General features: G+C 40.1%; 20 protein-coding genes. 2 read left to right on the top strand and 18 right to left on the bottom strand.

All coding sequences use genetic code 11. The annotated features are described in order from the left end of the window. Positions 1-114: 114 nt before the first annotated feature. The 4 genes from SR187_RS02780 to ybeY all read right to left on the bottom strand — a co-directional run bounded on the left by SR187_RS02780 (position 115) and on the right by ybeY (position 2563). Positions 115-555: a GNAT family N-acetyltransferase gene (locus SR187_RS02780; protein ID WP_120171437.1), complete on the bottom strand. Its 441-nt coding sequence runs from the start codon at positions 553-555 to the stop codon at positions 115-117. Positions 556-765: 210 nt separating this feature from the next. Beyond that, entirely contained in the window at positions 766-1665 is a 900-nt protein-coding gene (era, locus tag SR187_RS02775; protein WP_120171436.1) for a GTPase Era, read from the bottom strand. 18 nt (positions 1666-1683) lie between these two features. Next, positions 1684-2085 carry a diacylglycerol kinase family protein gene (locus SR187_RS02770; RefSeq protein ID WP_024531657.1) on the bottom strand — a complete coding sequence of 134 codons (402 nt, stop codon included), beginning with the start codon at positions 2083-2085 and terminating at the stop codon, positions 1684-1686. Continuing rightward, a complete protein-coding gene (gene ybeY, locus SR187_RS02765) occupies positions 2066-2563 on the bottom strand; it encodes an rRNA maturation RNase YbeY (RefSeq protein ID WP_120171435.1) in 498 nt (165 codons plus the stop codon). Before ybeY ends, SR187_RS02770 begins: the two co-directional genes overlap by 20 nt. Before the next feature lie 102 nt (positions 2564-2665). Between ybeY and SR187_RS02760 the strand changes: the two genes are divergently transcribed. Then, positions 2666-3478, top strand: coding sequence for a MurR/RpiR family transcriptional regulator (locus SR187_RS02760; RefSeq protein ID WP_024531659.1), 813 nt, complete (start codon positions 2666-2668; stop codon positions 3476-3478). A 240-nt stretch (positions 3479-3718) separates the two neighbouring features. Here SR187_RS02760 and SR187_RS02755 read toward each other — a convergent pair whose 3' ends face one another. From SR187_RS02755 to SR187_RS02690, 14 genes are all read right to left on the bottom strand, one after another. Next, a complete protein-coding gene (locus tag SR187_RS02755) occupies positions 3719-4408 on the bottom strand; it encodes a 5'-methylthioadenosine/adenosylhomocysteine nucleosidase (protein WP_120171434.1) in 690 nt (229 codons plus the stop codon). Between the two features lie 8 nt (positions 4409-4416). Then, on the bottom strand, positions 4417-4734 hold the full coding sequence (gene macP / locus SR187_RS02750) for a cell wall synthase accessory phosphoprotein MacP (RefSeq protein ID WP_120171433.1): 318 nt from the start codon (positions 4732-4734) through the stop codon (positions 4417-4419). Positions 4735-4742: 8 nt separating this feature from the next. Further along, positions 4743-5288, bottom strand: coding sequence for an NUDIX hydrolase (locus tag SR187_RS02745; protein WP_120171432.1), 546 nt, complete (start codon positions 5286-5288; stop codon positions 4743-4745). An 8-nt stretch (positions 5289-5296) separates the two neighbouring features. Then, positions 5297-6679 carry a bifunctional UDP-N-acetylglucosamine diphosphorylase/glucosamine-1-phosphate N-acetyltransferase GlmU gene (gene glmU, locus SR187_RS02740; protein ID WP_120171431.1) on the bottom strand — a complete coding sequence of 461 codons (1383 nt, stop codon included), beginning with the start codon at positions 6677-6679 and terminating at the stop codon, positions 5297-5299. 178 nt (positions 6680-6857) lie between these two features. Beyond that, complete coding sequence (locus tag SR187_RS02735; RefSeq protein WP_024531664.1) at positions 6858-7556, bottom strand: 3-oxoacyl-ACP reductase; 699 nt, start codon at positions 7554-7556, stop codon at positions 6858-6860. Then, positions 7549-7785, bottom strand: coding sequence for a DUF2829 domain-containing protein (locus tag SR187_RS02730; RefSeq protein ID WP_024531665.1), 237 nt, complete (start codon positions 7783-7785; stop codon positions 7549-7551). The genes SR187_RS02735 and SR187_RS02730 overlap by 8 nt, the downstream gene beginning before the upstream one ends. A 161-nt stretch (positions 7786-7946) precedes the next feature. Then, positions 7947-8312 (bottom strand): TIGR02328 family protein, encoded by a 366-nt coding sequence (locus tag SR187_RS02725; RefSeq protein ID WP_120172459.1) that lies wholly within the window; start codon positions 8310-8312, stop codon positions 7947-7949. 182 nt (positions 8313-8494) lie between these two features. Continuing rightward, positions 8495-9319, bottom strand: a complete 825-nt coding sequence (locus SR187_RS02720) for a DUF1129 domain-containing protein (protein ID WP_231996445.1) — start codon at positions 9317-9319, stop codon at positions 8495-8497. Position 9320: 1 nt separating this feature from the next. Next, the gene (locus SR187_RS02715; protein ID WP_120171430.1) at positions 9321-10130 is read right to left on the bottom strand and encodes a DUF1129 domain-containing protein; all 810 of its coding nucleotides are present in this window, start codon (positions 10128-10130) and stop codon (positions 9321-9323) included. A 202-nt stretch (positions 10131-10332) separates the two neighbouring features. After that, positions 10333-10662, bottom strand: coding sequence for a PadR family transcriptional regulator (locus SR187_RS02710; protein ID WP_120171429.1), 330 nt, complete (start codon positions 10660-10662; stop codon positions 10333-10335). 253 nt (positions 10663-10915) lie between these two features. Beyond that, positions 10916-12913, bottom strand: a complete 1998-nt coding sequence (locus tag SR187_RS02705) for an ABC transporter permease (protein ID WP_120171428.1) — start codon at positions 12911-12913, stop codon at positions 10916-10918. 1 nt (position 12914) lies between these two features. Then, positions 12915-13673, bottom strand: coding sequence for an ABC transporter ATP-binding protein (locus SR187_RS02700; protein WP_120171427.1), 759 nt, complete (start codon positions 13671-13673; stop codon positions 12915-12917). A 181-nt stretch (positions 13674-13854) separates the two neighbouring features. Continuing rightward, positions 13855-14847: a sensor histidine kinase gene (locus SR187_RS02695; RefSeq protein WP_120171426.1), complete on the bottom strand. Its 993-nt coding sequence runs from the start codon at positions 14845-14847 to the stop codon at positions 13855-13857. Beyond that, the gene (locus SR187_RS02690) at positions 14840-15523 is read right to left on the bottom strand and encodes a response regulator transcription factor (RefSeq protein ID WP_120171425.1); all 684 of its coding nucleotides are present in this window, start codon (positions 15521-15523) and stop codon (positions 14840-14842) included. Before SR187_RS02690 ends, SR187_RS02695 begins: the two co-directional genes overlap by 8 nt. Before the next feature lie 141 nt (positions 15524-15664). Between SR187_RS02690 and SR187_RS02685 the strand changes: the two genes are divergently transcribed. Beyond that, complete coding sequence (locus SR187_RS02685; protein ID WP_120171424.1) at positions 15665-16840, top strand: DUF2974 domain-containing protein; 1176 nt, start codon at positions 15665-15667, stop codon at positions 16838-16840. Positions 16841-17057 lie beyond the last annotated feature (217 nt).

The raw sequence follows: 17057 nt of genomic DNA, 5'->3' as shown, positions 1-17057 counted from the left end.
TAACCCTACCGACAGTGAAAAAGTACCTAAGGTAATGGTCACCCCTTTTCAAAGAGTCGTAGGCATGTTCAACACTGACTACTTAATCTGATTTTGCCAGAAAAGCAAGCCCCGCTATTCTTTGTCTACTACCAAATTTCGAACATAGTGAACGGTACGGCTAACTTCTTTAAAACCGTTTTTTATATGAAAAGCCTGACTGATTACATTATCAATATCCGCATCAGAAGCAAGCTGGCTTGCCCCCATCGTTCGTGCCCATTTTTCCGCAAAAATCAGCAATTGACCAGCAATACCTCGTTGGCGATAATCCGGACGAACCCAAATTCCCTCCAGATAGGCAACAGGACTAGAACAACACCCTTCAACGTATTCTGAACGAAGTGATAAACTAACCCAAGCTATGGCTTTTTTCTCCCCATCATAATAGAGAAACTCATTTGGAAAGGCGCCAGCCCTGAACTGCTCTAGTAAGTTTATTTCTTTTTTCTGCCATACCTGACTTGCAAAGCTACTCCATATGCAAACATCTTCTTTCGTCACAGGTTTTATCATCAATTCCCCCCACAACGCAGTAAAAACCTTGCGGCTTCCCTGACGAATATAGATTCCTATTAAATTTAAGTAAAATAGAAGTTTTCGATGACTTGGATCGAGTTTGATTCGCTAAAGCTGATGCCTTTAAAAAAACTACTCAAATTTACAAAAATTCCTATAAAAAGTCCTTAGGCAACTCAGTATCAGAACCTAGCTCTCGTATTCCTCTTAATACTCCTTCTCATTATAGCCAAAGTCGGCCAGATCTAACTTCTTATCACGCCAGTTTTTTTTGACCTTGACCCAGGTTTCCAAAAAGACCTTATCACCTAGCATCAGTTCGATGTCACGACGAGCCATAGAGCCAATCTTCTTGAGCATAGCACCTTGCTTACCGATGATAATGCCCTTTTGACTATCACGCTCCACCATGATAGTCGCTCGAATATGTACCTTGTCTGTAAACTCATCACGTTTCATAGACTCAATCACCACCGCTACTGAATGCGGAATCTCTTCACGGGTCAGATGCAGAACCTTTTCTCGAATCATCTCAGATACTAAGAAACGCTCCGGATGGTCTGTGATTTGATCTGCTGGGAAATACTGGAACCCTTCGTCTAGATTTTCCTTGAGAATCTCCATGAGACGGTTAACATTGTTGCCCTGAGTCGCAGAGATTGGCACAATCTCCTTGAAATCCATCTGATGACGAAAGTCCTCAATCTGCTCTAGAAGCTGGTCTGGGTGTACTTTATCAATCTTGTTGACCACCAAAATGACTGGAACGTTTGCTTGTTTGAGTCGCTCCATAATCATATCATCACCTTTGCCTCGCTTTTCATCAGCTGGCACCATAAAGAGGACCGTATCCACCTCACGCAGAGTGCTGTAGGCAGATTCCACCATGAAATCGCCCAAGGCTGTCTTGGGCTTGTGAATGCCCGGCGTATCAATGAAAACAATCTGCTCCTCATCGGTTGTATAGATCCCCATAATCTTATTCCGAGTTGTCTGAGCTTTATCGCTCATAATGGCAATTTTTTGCCCCATCACATAGTTTAGGAAGGTCGACTTCCCTACATTTGGACGACCTAAAATCGCCACAAAACCTGACCGAAATGTCATGTATTCTCCTTAAAAGTTCTAAAAAATAAGGTTCCAAATCTTAGGCAAGAAGATAATAAGCCCTGTTAAAAGAGCAAAACCTGAGATAAATAGAACCGCCCCTGCTGCCATATCTTTAGCATTTTTAGCCAGCATGGAAAAATGATAACCCGATGCCAAATCCACCACATTTTCAATAGCTGAATTGACAATTTCAAAAGCGATCACCAAACTGATGCTAAGTAATAAAAAGAGCCACTCCGTTACCGTTACTTGAAAAACAACCCCTGCCAGCACCACAAGGATGGCCGAGACTAGATGCTTCTTCATATTGCGCTCTTCTTTGAAAGCAGTTAACAAACCCGTTACCGCAAACTCAAGACTAGCAATCAATTCCCTGTTTTTCCACCGATTTTTTGTATTATTCTCGTGTAAGTCCATAAGCAGTCAAAATTTCTTCTTGTAAACCAAACATTTCCGCCTCTTCTTCCGGCGTATAATGATCGTAGCCATTGATATGTAGAAAACCATGAACAGCCAAAAAGCCCATTTCACGCTCATAACTATGACCGTAATCTTCTGACTGTTCCCGTGCCTTATCAATGGAGATATACAATTCACCGATATAAGCATCAAAGTCTTCCATCATCTCTGCCAACTCAGGATTATCCAATAAATCTTCTTCGTTAAATACAATCAAAGATTCAGGCTTGTACTCCAGACTGACGACATCAGTGGGACGATCAATCCCCCTATACTTGAGATTCACCTCGTGGACACGGGCATTATCAACAAAAGTCACAGCCATTTCCTTATTCTGCTTGCCAATTTTTTCGGCCGCAAACTGGAGCAAATCCGTAATTTGCTCTTGCATTTGAGCAGAAACCTGCCCTGTTTCATCAATCATTTCAATATACATCGTCTCACGTTCCTTTTACGACTCCATTATATCATAAATCCTATCCATGAGGAGGTTTTAGTGATATAATATCCTTAAACCATCCTATTAAAGGAATCGAATATGTTGCAAACACCAAAACACATCACCGCAATTATTGAGTCACATCTGGATCAGATGACACGGCTCGAAAAACATATCGGTAGCTATTTCACGCAACTGGATCCTGCGACGGCCGATCTAAGCTTGGAAACTACGATAAAAAATCTCCACATTTCCCCATCTGCTCTTACTCGTTTCGCTAAAAAATGTGGTTTTTCTGGCTATCGAGAATTTGTCTTTGCTTTTCAAAATAACCAGCAATATCTAGAAAAACATTTTGAAAAATTACAGCGTAGCCTAACAAAGAAGGTTCTCGTTGATTATGAAGAAATCCTAACTTCAACCAATAATTTAGTGGATGAGGAGAAACTTGAGGAAATCGCTAAGCTAATAGATGCCAGCAAAAGAGTGTACTTCTACGGCATCGGAAGTTCTGGGCTGGTTGCCATAGAAATCAAATCTCGGTTTATGCGTTTAGGTGTGGTATGCGATGCTATCACGGACAAAAACAATCTCATTTGGACAACGAATATTTTGGACGCAACTTGTTTGGTCATTGGACTTTCCTTATCCGGGCAAACAGAAGAAGTCATGGAACACTTACATTTAGCTACTCAAAAAGGCATCCCAACAGCCCTGCTAACTACCAGATGCTTTTCCCATCCCCCCTTTGATCAAATCATCCCTGTTGCTTCTGTCAGGCATCTGAACTATGGCAACCGAATTTCTCCACAAATTCCTCTCCTCATTATGCTAGATGTTATTTATGCATACTTTTTGGCTATTGACAAGGAAAGGAAAGAGAATATTTTCAAACAAACAATTAAAGAGTAACTTATATAAAGTAGTAAGAAATTAGAAACTAAAAAATTTAAATCGTGGCCTTGCTCCTCACTCCAAGAGGGATGAGGCCCTTTAACTTTTCTCCAGCAGTTTTGAGACTTCTTTTAAGCATGGAAAAACTCCCCTCATCGTTTCTGGTGAAATAGTTTGATCTATTCACTGTCCACTATAAAGGGAGTATATTAGAAAGCCATAGTTGTTCGCTTTTTATCATTGTATTCTGACATCGCTCTAAATTTGGTCTAAAAAGGAGATTAGGATCTGTGCCGAACGTTTACCTGCTTGAATGATGAACTCATCAAACGTTATATTAGCATCTCCTTGGGCAGTATCGCTCATGGCTCGGATGACTAAGAATGGTTTGCCTGCATTGATAGCGGCTTGAGCAATCGCTGCTCCTTCCATTTCCACAGCAAGAACCTCTGGAAAGTGTTCCTTGATGATTGCAATCTTGTCCTGACCTGCTATAAAGCTATCACCTGTCACAATCAGACCTACATGACTAGCCATTTCCTGCTCTTCCAATACGGATCTTAGTTGCTTCAACAAGGTTTGATCTGCCGGAAAATACAATTCCTGCCCCGCCATTTGTCCATAGGCATAACCAAAGGCTGTCACATCGACATCGTGGTAAGCTAATTGGTCTGCCACAACAACATCTCCAACAGCAATGCCCTCAGCGACTGCACCTGCCGAACCTGTATTGACGATGATATCTACCGCAAAACGATCGACCAAAATTGCGACAGACATGGCGGACATGACCTTCCCAATCCCTGATTGAACAAGAACAACCTCGTGTTGACCGATACGTCCCTGATAGTAGGTCCGACCTAAAACTTCAGTCTCAATTCCCTCTTGAAGATGGTCAAGTAAAATCTTCAATTCTTGAGGCATGGCTGCGATTATTCCAAACTTCATCTTCTCTCCTAAATAAATAATACTGCCAAAATAAATACAATCAGCAAGAGTATAACCCAAAAGAGGATTTTATTGACCTTACTACGAAATTCTTCGCGTTTGATGGTTTCGATACGGCGACTTTTTACCACCGTGGGGGTGACTGGAATACGGATAGTCTGCCCTTCCTCATAACCCTGATAATCCTCTTCGAGATAGGGTTCAAATACAGAGTCATCCATTGGGACGTCTTGATTGGGACGGTAATGCCCAAACATAAATCCATCAGAATACTGCTTCTTTTTCACTTTCTCTAAAATATCATCTGTTAACAAGGGCTTCCCCATGCTTTAACCTACTTTCTCATGAGTTGTAAATATTGAACAGCCATAATAGTCTTGGCATCACAAATATCTCCACTTGCTACTAAACTCAAGGCTTCTTCCAAGGTTACCTCGTAGAGTTCAATAACCTCGTCTTCATCCATAGGACGAGGGTTCTCAACCTTTATCAGATTGTCAGCTAGGTAGAGACGGATACGCTCATTACAAAAACCAATGGCCGAATAAAAATCTGCCAGTAAGGTTAGTTTATCACTGCTGTACCCAGTTTCCTCTTCCAATTCGCGCAGAGCTGCATCTTCCAATGTATCCTCTTCTCCCAGTTCCAACTTACCGGCTGGAATTTCGTAGATGGTACGCTCAATTGCCTTACGGTATTGTTTAACTAAAATCATCTTACCATCTGATGTCAAAGCTAAAACACAAACTGCTCCCTTATGGAAAACCAATTCCCGCTTACCAGTTTTACCATCTGGTAATTGGACATCATCAACTACGACATCAAAGATATGTCCCTTGAAAATCTCTTTCCGATTAATGGTTTTTTCTTCAAATTTCATATAGCTACCTATTTTTTATCTGGATGGAAAGGAAAACGTGTTGCATATCCTTCTTTATTTTCTTGGCGACTACGACCAATACCGATTGCATCTTTAGGAATATCCTTTGTGATCACAGAGCCAGCAGCCAGCAGAGCATTATCGTTAATTGTTACCGGTGCAATGATGGTTGAATTTGAGCCAACAAAGGCATTGTCTCCTACTCTGGTCTTAAACTTATTTTTTCCATCATAGTTCACAGTGATGGTACCAGCTCCCACATTGACATTTCTTCCAATGGTCGCATTTCCAAGATAGGTCAAATGCCCTGACTTAGTTCCTTCTCCAAGCGTAGAAGCCTTGACTTCCACAAAATTACCGACATGAACCCCTTTTTTCAATAGGCTATCTGGACGGATATGAGCGTATGGTCCAACTGTTACACCTTCATCAATGATGGATTCTTCAATGTCTGAATTGCTAATCACAACATCTGCTGCAATTTTAGAGTCGCGGATACGAGTTCCGTTTGTCAAAACAGTGCGCTCTCCTATGCTAGTCCTGCCTTTCAGTACAACATTGGCTTCAATAACTACCTCTGCACCAATTTCAACATCAATGTCGATATAAGTTGCTTCTGGATTGATAAATGTAACACCATTGACCATATGTTTTTCATTGATCCGTTTACGCATCACCGCTTCAGCTTTTGCAAGAGCAGTACGGTCATTGACGCCTAGACTTTCGTCAAAATCTCGCAACACATAAGCCCCCACTTTTTCTCCCGCCTGACGGAAGATTGCAATCACATCTGTCAGATAGTATTCGCCTTGAGCGTTGTCCGTATTGATGTCCTTTAAGGCTTCAAAGAGGCGTTTATTATCAAAGAGATAGGTACCAGTATTGATTTCCCTGACTTGTTTTTCAAAATCGTTAGCATCCTTTTGCTCAACAATTTTTTGTACCTCACCATCTGCATTTCGGATAATTCGACCATAGCCAAAAGGATCATCTGCCTGAGCAGTCAAAATGGTCGCCACATTTTTATGGCTAACATGGAAACTAATAAGATTTTTCAAACTTTCACCTGTAATCAGCGGTGTATCACCTGCGATTACCAAGGTTTGTCCTTCTAACCCTGCCAATTCCGGCTCAGCCATCATTACTGCATGACCTGTTCCCAACTGCTCAGACTGGAATGCACATTCCGAGCTACCTTCTAAAACTGCCTGAACCAATTCAGCCTTATGACCAACAATAGTCACTGTCTTAGCTGGCTCCACAGCATCTACAGCACGCTTAACGTGCTCCAGCATAGTGATACCTGCTACCTTGTGTAAGACCTTTGGCAAGTCAGATTTCATGCGAGTTCCCTTCCCCGCTGCTAGGATAATGGCATAATTATTACTCATAAATATCTCTCTTTTCAATCTTATCACCTCATTATAGCAAATTTTAGGATTTTTGGAAAATAGCAGAACAAAGAGCTGATGTTGTAAACAAAAAGGAGAGTCTAAACTCTCCAGATTGAAAGATTTATCTTCCGCTTCGTATGTATTTGTGTGGTTGCTCCTCAACCATACAATCCATCTATTTCAAACTCCAACCACCATCAATAGAAATAATCTGCCCTTGCATAGACGAGAATTTTCCCGTAGCTAGCATAAAGGTCAACTCTGCAATTTCTTCTGGCTGTGTCCAGCGTCCGATAGGAGTCTGAGCTGCTACCCAATCAGCCAGGCCTCCTGGTTCAAAGTCGGCCTGGGTCATCCCTGTCTGAACAGCACCTGGGGCAATGCCGAAGACTTGAATACCTGATTTGGCATAGTCAAGGGCGAGCTGCTTGGTAAAGCCTGCTAGAGCATGCTTGGAAGCTGTATAGGCTGAACCTCCTCCACCTGCTAAACTAGAAGCAATAGAGCACATATTGATTATCATGCCCGACTTGTTTTCTACCATTTGGCGCAGATAGGGACTGGTCAATCTGGTTACTGAGAAAAAATTGACTGCAAAGATATGTTCCAATTCTGCCTCTTCTATCTCTAAGTGAGGACGATAATCATCCAGAACACCTGCGGTATTACAGAGGACATCAACTGTCTGGCACCATGAAAAAACCGGAGATAGATCATCTGTCAGGTCAATTTGTAAAAAATGAAAATCACCAGTTAAATCAGGCTTGCTGGTCCGATCCAGTCCGTAAACACGCCAGCCATTTTCCAAAAAAATCCGAGCCTGCGCAAGACCTATGCCGCTGGATACACCTGTGACAAGGACTCTCTTAGTCATGAACTTCTACCCAGTCAGTTGCTAGCACATCACAAGGTGTCGGACTCCACATAGAAAATCCCTCGCCTTCACCTGTTACATTGATAAGAAAATAGGGTGTGGCCACTAGTTTTTGACCATCAACTTCAATAGTGTCAAAGAGTTGGACATAGTTCTCTGCTCCACCCCATCCAGTACGTACATATTTCTTTTTTGCCTTTAAACCCGGTAAAATCTCTTCAAATGTCATGATTTTCTCCTTTATTGCCTATAAACGTTGATTTAAGAAGGTTTCTTGAACCTTATAATGAGTTGTTGCTATCGTTATGGACTTACAATATTTTCAATAGGAAATGCCCTCTTTTTTGATATATCCCATCGTACCTTCTTGGCTTTCTAACCCAAGTATAATTAGGACAGATGTATATTTTTGGCTTTTAAATTATCCAAACATTCTTCCAGATACTCCTCGTTGTGTTCGGGGTAAATAGGGTGTGTAATGACCTCTTCAGATAGTTTTTCATATTCAGAAACAACTTTTCCTCTATACAAAGGATTTTTCCATTTTTCATCCGGTTTATATCCCCGATGCTCCATTTCCGCAAGAATCAGGCAATGATATTGGTACAACTTATAGGGAGAATATTCAAAAACATAGTTAACAGTTGCGTGCAAACGTCCCCATCCAGCTCCTCTCAAGGCTGCGCATTCTCTATGTTGTCCTAGTAATTGCTGACGTGGTAATTTATTTATTAGTTCTTCATGCCATAATCTCATACCTATAATGTATCCCCTATTTTTCCAAACTCTAAATTCTACAACTTTATTGACTTTCTTAGTCATTCGGAAATCTTATGTAACTGTCATATTCCATAATAACAAAAAACTCCTTTATTTATTATACCAAAAAATGATAGACCACTCAAAAAGCTAGTCTATCACCATCCTTGCAAATTTGTTTAGCTCAATTCATCTTTTTTCAACATATAAAGTGCACCTAGAAGAGAGGAAATTAGAGCTAGACTGATAAAGCCCAAAGGCAACCAACCTGTCCAATCTCGTTCCCCATAGCCGAAATGTGTAGCTACAATCTGACTAAAGCCACTCAACACTGTAAGAATGTAAGAAGGCATAAACACATGAATAATAGAAGTTTTCTTTCGATAGTACCAGATTCCTGCGGCAATCCCAACCAAAATAAGAACAGAAACCCAAAATGGCAGACGGATGAACTCATAAAACTGGCGACTTAGCCATATCCGCAGACCGATTATTCCAAGAACTAAGATGCTCCAGATTCCTATCACAAATCTCGCCTTGGCCTTAGACGGCTCATAGACGAGATTCTTTAGGATAAAAAAGGCAGAACTTGGCAACATGAAGCCGATGAGAAGATCACAAAGTAAGGAGCGCCATTCCAATTTCATATATCCCGTACAACTAAAGGTTCCTAGAAACAGCCAACCGATATAGACCAAGGCAATACTCCCTGTTAACCTCAAACCATAATACCAACGCAACGGAGGTAAATCAGACAGAAGTTGATCTGCCATTTGCTGACTATCCTTACCAAGAAAATCTTCAGCCGACTGACCATCCTTCTGTGCCTCCAAAACATCTTGATAAATAGATAGCAGCAACCTTACGGTTCTTTCCTCCTGATTGTAAAAACCAGAGGCCAGAGTCATATAGGTACGAAGGCGCTTCATATAAGCCTTGTTTTCCTTATTTAATTTTCGTTGCAAATCGTTCATCTGCTTTAAGTGTAGCTGAAATGTATTCATCTCATTTTTCCTTTCTCATCAAGAATATCATACTTCCTATCCAAAAGATTATAATCGGCAGGAAAATTAAAGTGAGATTAAGCCAGATGGGAACAGAGGCTCCCACTTGCTTTAGATAGCTAGTCAAGCTACCACAAGCCAGAGTGAGAACATAGGTAGGCAGAAAGACATAGCGAACTAACTTCTGCTCTTGGAAAAATAGCAGAGCTACTCCTAGTAGGGCAAGTAGAACCACCAATCCCCAACCAGTCAAGACGAAATCAAGCTTCTTTGGAACTAACCAAAGCCGCAAGAAACAAAGTCCTAAAAAGACGAGAGGAAAACCAATATAGATCCCTAAAATCTTGATTTTATCAGTCTGGTAAATCAGTCTACGAAGGATAAGAAAGATACCTATTGGCAACAGTAGACTGAGAACGGTATCGCAGAGCAAGCCAATCCAGTTGAGAGAGATGACTCCTGTTCCTGCAAAATCCATTAAGAACTGGCTGCCAAGATAGATACTAAGAATAAGAACACTTAAACGAGCCACCTCCATAAGACCAATAGGTGGAAGGTAGGACAAGAGTTCGTCTGCCATCTGTTTGCTATCTTTGCCGAGGAATTCCTCTGCGGAACAACCGTCCTGCTGAGCAGCAAAAACATCCTGATAGATGGACAAAAGCTGTTCCATCACGACCTCCTCTTGATGATAAAAAATAGAAGCAATCATCATATAACCGCTGATACGTTCCATATATTCCTTATTTTTCCTGATTAGTTTTTCCTCAATCATCTCAATCTGTTTACGATATTCCAGTTGCTTATTCATTTCATTCTCCCTTCACCAAGATACAAAGAGCGTAAAAATCCGTATAAAAATAGGAAACGGACAAAGTGGGCTAAGCACACTAGGACGGTTATCTTTTTTACTAGGATTTTAGCTCGTGTTCAATTAAACCAAGATACAAAGAGCGTAAAAATCCGTATAAAAATAGGAAACGGACAAAGTGGGCTAAACACACTTAGGACGGTTATCTTTTTTCAACGGTTTGTGCCAACCGATCTACCTTTTTAACCAAATCATTCCATTGGAGCCAAAAATCTTCTAAATAGGCCTGTCCTTGAGTTGTTAGGTAAAAATACTTTCTGTCTGGACCATCTGGAGAAGGCTTATTTTGACTCACAATCAAACTATTTTTTTCCAATTTTTGTAGAAGAGGATAGACTGTTCCACCGACCATATTCTGAAAGCCACTAGCCCTCAGTTCTTGAACCAATTCATAGCCATAAATTTCCTGTCGGGCGATGATCTGCAGGACACAACCGTCTAAGATCCCTTTTAGCATTTGTGTCTCCTTCATGCTATCCCTCCTTCCTATCTAATTTGTTTTACCAACTAGTGTTTTAAAAATAAAAACTTGATAAAGCCAAAGTTTTCCAACTATCTTGTTTTACATACTAGTTCTATAGAATGATAGCACATTTGAACTAGTTTGTAAAGCATATTAGCTAAAATAAGATGGATACGATAAAAAATATATGCGCAAATAAAAAACTAATAATTGATCAAATAATGTTGCCAATGGCAAAATAAAAACTTGGGTTCCCCCAAGTTTAAGAAATGATTCTCTTATAAGACCGTGTTGTAATCATGTAAACCAGTGAGTAAAGCAAGAAGTACCCAGAACACAGCCCCACCGCTACCTTAAATATCAACTCTGTATTGACTACCCCTATAGAAAATAGGATAGATGATAACATCTTATAAGCAAATCCTAGATGGACAAAGGCCAGAAGAACTGGCAAGAAAAATACTGTCAGTAATTGCTTACGAATAGATTGTCTGGTTTGTTGTTCATCCAAGCCAACCTTTGTCATAATCACAAAACGGCTCCTATCTTCAAATCCTTCAGAAATTTGTTTGAAGTAAATGACTAGTACGACCGCCATGAGAAAAATCAGAGAGAGAAGCAAACCAATAAAGAACAAGGAACCTGCCAAACTGAAGAAGGAACGCATAGCATAAGCACGGTAGCCCAAGCTGATAACAGATAAACCGTTTGGCAGTAGACTCCTATCCCACAATTCACTTTCAAAGTTTCTAGTTAAGAAATGCTCCCGCGCCTTGACTTGCTCTTCTTCTGGCAAGCTGGATTCATAGCCTAGATAATACCTAGCGTCTACACGCTCTGTGAACATATCCAAATTGTTTACCACCAGAACAAGATGCTGACCGAGAGTAAGAGAAATAGCATGTTTTGGTAAATGTCCCAGGGTAATATTCTTATGTAATACTTGAGCAACTTGAAGACGTTTGCTGCCAATCTCAACCTCTTGACCCTTTTGATAATCGCCATAAATCGCCAACTGATTCGCGGACAAATCCAAGGTTTGTCCAGTCATTTTCTGATAGGTATTTTGGTCAATAATATAACCAATACCGACTGGCTTAGAAAATTTCCTATTTGAATACTCTTCATCTGATAAAAAGTTAATCCGTTGGGTTGTTGCATTGGCAAAATAGAATCGCTGATAGTCATAGGTCACTTGGCTTTTCACCGGAATCTGTGCTTTCTTCAAAATATCATCTACCCACTTCTGAACCTGCTCACGAGAAGTATTTAGCCTGAGACCGATGTCAATGGAAAAATCATTGGGATTCTGATTGGTAATATGATCTTTACCACCAATATAGATGTTGAGTCCACCTATCATAGTCACTAAAAACATAGCTGACAAAATAGTAATAGTCGCAAGTCCCATAGCGTTTTTTCGCATACGGAAAATCAAATTAGATATGGAGATAAAATTAGCTGGTTTATAGTAATAGCTTTGGCGATTTTTTAACCAATTCAAAAAAGTAATGACACCAGCCTGAAAGAGTAAGTAGGTCGCTAAAATAACTAAAAGAGTCGCACCAAAAAAACTTGGTAAAGCTAGAGAAGGATTTCCTCCTGACTGAGCAATTGTATAAGCTATAGCTAGCAAAATTAGGCTCGTGAGAGTTTGTAATGGAAGAAAAACTGCCTTCTTATCCCCAATCTTCTTTCCCTGAACAAGTTTGAGAGAATCCGTCAGCCCCAATTTGCTGATATTAAAAATGCTAACCAGTAGAAAAACTGCCAAAAGATAGGTTGCTACCAGAATAACATTTTTCATCTGGAAAGTGGAAGCCAGAACGACTTTCATTTGCATTACTTTGAGCAAGAGAGCGTAGAAAAATCTATCCAGTACGATACCTAGTATCAATCCACTCCCAACAGTTCCAATGGAAAAGACTAGATGCTCAAAGCAAGTCATGAGAAACAAGTGTTTCTTCTCTAATCCTAAAATACTATAGACCCCAAATTCTTTAGAACGTTGTTTCATGATAAAACTATTAGCATAAAAAATCATGCTGGTAACGGTAATCATAACCACAATCATCCCAAGGCCTAATACATGAGTCACTTGATTTGCTCCCCAGACTTCACCTAGATTGGGATGAAAGGCTAGAGAAGCAAAAATATAGGCAATAGTTGTTGACACCATAGTCATTAAGATGTAGGGGTAATATAGACGACGGTTCTTTCTTAGATTAGTGAGAGCTAATCGGAAGGTTAATCCTAGCATATTACTCACCTCGATTCGCCATAACAGTCAAGGTATCAGAAATCAACTGGTACATTTCCTGACTACTTCGTTCTCCACGATAGATTTGATTGTAGAGAATACCATCCTTGATAAAAATCACACGCTTAGCACGACTGGCAGCAGCGGTTGAATGAGTCACCATCAGAAGAGTTTGTCCCTTCTGATTGATTTGTTCGAAAACATCTAAAAGAGTTGCCGAAGATTTGGAATCCAATGCCCCTGTTGGCTCATCAGCCAAGAGGATTTCAGGACGTGTGATGATTGCACGCGCTACGGCTACCCGTTGCTGCTGTCCACCTGAAATCTCGTAAGGCATTTTGTCTTGTAGAGTTCCAATTTCTAGACTATTAAGTGTATGTACTAACCGTTTGTTCATCTCATCAATCGGATAACGTGAAAGGACTAGAGGAAGTAAAATATTATCCTTAACAGAAAGTGTGTCTAGAAGATTAAAATCCTGAAAGACAAAACCAAGCTTTTCCCGCCGAAAGGCCGAAGCTTCCTTACTTCTGATAGACTGTGTATCCAATCCATTGAGCAAAACCTTTCCTCTCGTTGGTTTGTCAAGAGTCGCAAGAATATTGAGCAGAGTCGTTTTTCCCGAACCAGACTCTCCCATAATGGCTACATATTCCCCCTCCTCCACCGTAAAATGAATATCTTTTAAGGCTTCAACCTGACCAACTTTAAAACGAGAACTATAAATTTTTTGAACATGCTGAACATCTAAGAGTGACATAATCTCTCTCCTTTTCTTTTTCTCTTTTAATCCTACCTCTTCTAGAAAAAGATTGCCATCGCTCTAGCTTTCATTTTGGTGACAATTTTGTAAGCTATATCAATGAATCAGATTGAACAAATACCAATAACCCAGGAAACAGGTCATTTAGAGACAAAAACAGATGGGCTTTTCAAGGACTCTAATCCAAAACCAGCACTTCTTCTCTCATTCCAATCCGAACCTCTGTCCCTTCTCCTACCTTAGAAGTTAGTTTTAGGGAATAGCCCAGCTCCCTAGCAATTTTTTGTGATAAATAGAGTCCCAGCCCCGAAGATTGTTGGGTTCTGCGACCGTTGAAACCTGAAAAACCTCGTTCAAAGACTCGTTCTAAGTCACTTTCTGCAATCCCTATCCCTGTATCTCGGATAACTAAATCATCACCGTCTAAAAAAATTGATATGGTTCCTCCCTGACAATATTTGAGAGCATTGGACAGAAGTTGCTCTACCAAAAGCCCCAGCCAGCGTTTGTCTGTCTTTAGAGTTCGCTCTAAAGAGCCTAATACTAAGCTGGTGTTAGACTGGATGAAAAAGAGAGAATACTTCTTGACAAGCTCCTTCATCAACTCGTACAAGTCGACGCTTTCAATCAGCAAATCGTCATGAAAAGATTGGAGGCGGAGATAGTTCAAAACCAAACCTGTATACTGCTCAATTTTAAAAAGTTCTGATTCTATCTGATGGCGAATTTTCCCTGCCTCCATTTCCTTAATCATCAGTTGACTTGCTGCAATGGGAGTTTTCATCTGGTGAGCCCAGAGCGTGTAATAATCTTCTAATTCCACTTGTTCTTGTAGTTGCTTTTCCATTAGAAACTTATTTTGAACTTTCAAATATTCTACCTTCTCTTGTAGATGAAGTTCACCAGCTGTCCCTGACTGAACTTCCTGTCCACGCCAGATTTTCTTAAAACGTGAAAAATCTACCACCAAATCCCAAAACAAAGCCCCAAACCAACAAAGTGTCAGGAGGGTCAAAACATAGATAGTTAAATCCTTCTCAACTTCAAAGAGAAAACTAAAGCCTAAGATGGTGCTAGAAAAAATAATGTAAGCGATGATGAAGACGAGACGATAATAGAGCCAAGACCTAAAAAAATAGACCAGCACTCTTCCAAAATCCTGTTTAATCATGAGTCCATACTAAGCCGTAGCCTACTCCTTTCTTTGTAGCAATCAAGTCTGGCAAACCTAATTCCGCCAATTTTTTGCGCAGCCGTGCAATGTTGACCGATAAGGTATTATCGTCCACAAAGAAATCGCTATTCCATAACTCCCTCATCAATTCCTCACGACTGACCACTTCCCTACTGTGTTCAAAAAGTACTCGTAAAATTTGGAATTCATTTTTGGTCAGATCTTCTACAGTCTGCTTAAAGTACACCTGCATGGTTTTTAAATCCAGAGAAACCTCCTCAAACCAAAGCAAACTTTGTTCACCGATAAAGTCGTAACTTCTCCTGAGTAGCCCTTGTATCTTGGCAAGAAGCACAGTCATCTCAAAAGGCTTTGTCACATAATCATCAGCCCCCATATTGATTGCCATGACGATATCCATGGGCTGATCGTGAGAAGAAAGAAACATAATGGGTACACGAGAAGTTTTCCGAATTTCTTGACACCAATAATAACCATTGAAAAAAGGCAGACCAATATCCAACACAATCAAATGTGGCTGAAAATTGCTTATCTGCTCTAAAACAGTATGAAAATCTTTGACTTCTTGGACCTGATAGCCCCAATGAACCAAATTCTTAGCTACTAGCTGGCTAATGGTTCGATCATCTTCAACGACTAAAATCTTCTGCATGATCTTCTCCTTCTCTATCATTATTATAGCTCATTACAGGAAAAATTTGAGGAAAAATAGGTAAAATAACCCTTACAAATTTGTCATTTTGCTTCAATTTCGCTATAATAGCGAAAAATGAACGAAGAAAAAGAGGATGCTATGTCAAATTTACTAAACTACATTGAAGAAAACCAATACGATAGTTTTTATGACCAGCCCGTTAATAAACTAGATCTTCTTGCTCTAGCAGAACTTTCCTACCTTCCTTTCGATAATCTAGTTCCCTTTTCCTTTGAAGAGTCAGGAATTCGACTCGACCATTTGGCAGAAATATTTGATGAAACCTATCAACATAATTTTCCATATTTTTCCATGGTAACTAAAAACCGATTAGCCCTGTTTGCCCTCTTAGCCAAATCCAAACGCTTCAAACATCTCAAGGCTTTTGGTTTCGTTAACGATTATCAGTTGAATCAAGAAAAACAATTCTCCGCTATCAGTTATAGACTGGACCGGCAAATCATTTTGACTTGCTTTCGAGGCACAGACGATACCATTATTGGCTGGAAAGAAGACTTTCACATGACCTATATGGATGAAATCCCTGCTCAACGCGCAGCAAGTGCCTATCTAAAAAAACTCATGGCATGCCAATCTGGAAACTATTATCTGGCAGGACATTCAAAAGGTGGAAATCTAGCACTCTACGCAGCTTGTCAACTCCCTTCTAAATTACAAGAAAGTATCCAGGCCATCTACCCTTTCGATGCTCCTGGACTCCATAAAAAATACTTGGAAACTCCTAACTATCAGGCGATTAAAAATCGTGTCTATCCCATCATTCCACAAAATTCTATCATCGGCATGATGCTTGAAACACCAGAAAATGTCCAAGTCATTCGAAGCAATGCTGTCGGTCTCCTTCAACATATCAGCTTTACTTGGGAAGTCGAGGGGCTTGACTTCAGATCAGACCTATCCTTGACAGAAGATAGTCTACAAATAAACCAGACTTTAAAAACATGGACAGCTACCTTATCAGACAAAGAACTACAGAATTTTTTCGACCTTTTCTTTGGTATTCTTATCCAGGCTGGTATTGAACGTTTTAGTGATATAACCGTCAATCCTCTACAAAAATTGCAAGAAATAGATCGACTGAGAAAAGCACTTTCCCCAGAACAAGCTGAAATGGTAGATAGAATGATCCGTCTCCTATTTGACACTCGTTATCAGGTTTGGCGTGCCAGCCTCGGTAAACTCCTGCCCAATCCGGAATTGAGTTTCCAAAATTGGCGGAAGCTTTTTCAAAAAACAACCAATACAATCAAATAGCATGACTTTTAGATGAAGATTCTAGACATAAATGTGATTGAAGTAGGGTATTTTTACAGAGCTTGAAGTAAAAAAATGACCGTTTGAACTTTTTTATGTTCAAACTCCATAGTGCAATGAATAAAATAAAAAAGCGATCAAATTGGGAAGTTTACCAAACTAAAACCCAATCTGTTCGCTTTTTCGTTTTATGTCTAGTTCTTACCCTAGACTCTCT

The sequence above is a fragment of the Streptococcus ruminantium genome (assembly GCF_003609975.1).
Taxonomy (GTDB): Bacteria; Bacillota; Bacilli; order Lactobacillales; family Streptococcaceae; genus Streptococcus; species Streptococcus ruminantium.
This window is presented reverse-complemented; position numbering and strand designations above follow the sequence as displayed.